Genomic DNA, 576 nt, shown 5'->3' with positions numbered 1-576 from the left:
AGCAGTCGGGGCAGTCGTGCCAGATTGTTGGCTGCCATTGTCAGGATGAACCGCGACCGGACGCGTTCGATGCCGCGATACATGATCTCAGTCATGCCGCCTACGGTCTTGGCCCAGCCAAAGGCCTCCTCAATCCGTTTTCGGTGTTTTTGCGACTTGGCGTAACCCTCATGCCGGGTCGTTCGGCCGTCGATTGCTGAATGTCGCGATTTCTGGGCGACGTGCGGCGTGACGCAGGCTTTGCGCAGGTCGGAAACGAACTCGCCCGCGTCATAACCCTTGTCGGCCCCCAGCGTCAGCCGTCGGGTCGATCGGGGGGAATGACGGTGAACCATGTCCAATGCGGCCTTGCGTTCGGCATGGCCGTCGGCGTGGGTCAGGTCGCCTTGCACGATCAGGCCGTTGCGGTTTTCCATCAGGGCATGCCCCATGAAGCACAGCACGGCCCCGGTTCCGGCGGATTTCTTGTAGAGCCGTGCATCGGGGTCTGTGGTCGAAGCATGGGTGGCATTCGAGCGCTTCTCGCCCCGGAAATCGACCTCGGCATTGCGGTGGGCTTTGGTGTTGCGGGGCATC

General features: G+C 62.3%; 1 protein-coding gene. It reads right to left on the bottom strand.

From position 1 onward, the window contains the following. Positions 1–576, bottom strand: a 576-nt coding sequence (locus KKP04_RS15275; RefSeq protein WP_215033540.1) for a transposase, incomplete at both ends; no start/stop codon positions are given.

The sequence above is a fragment of the Rhodomicrobium sp. Az07 genome (assembly GCF_018619475.1).
Lineage (GTDB): Bacteria > Pseudomonadota > Alphaproteobacteria > Rhizobiales > Rhodomicrobiaceae > Rhodomicrobium.
Note: the sequence above shows the minus strand (reverse complement) of the source record. Positions and strands in the feature narration are given on the sequence as shown.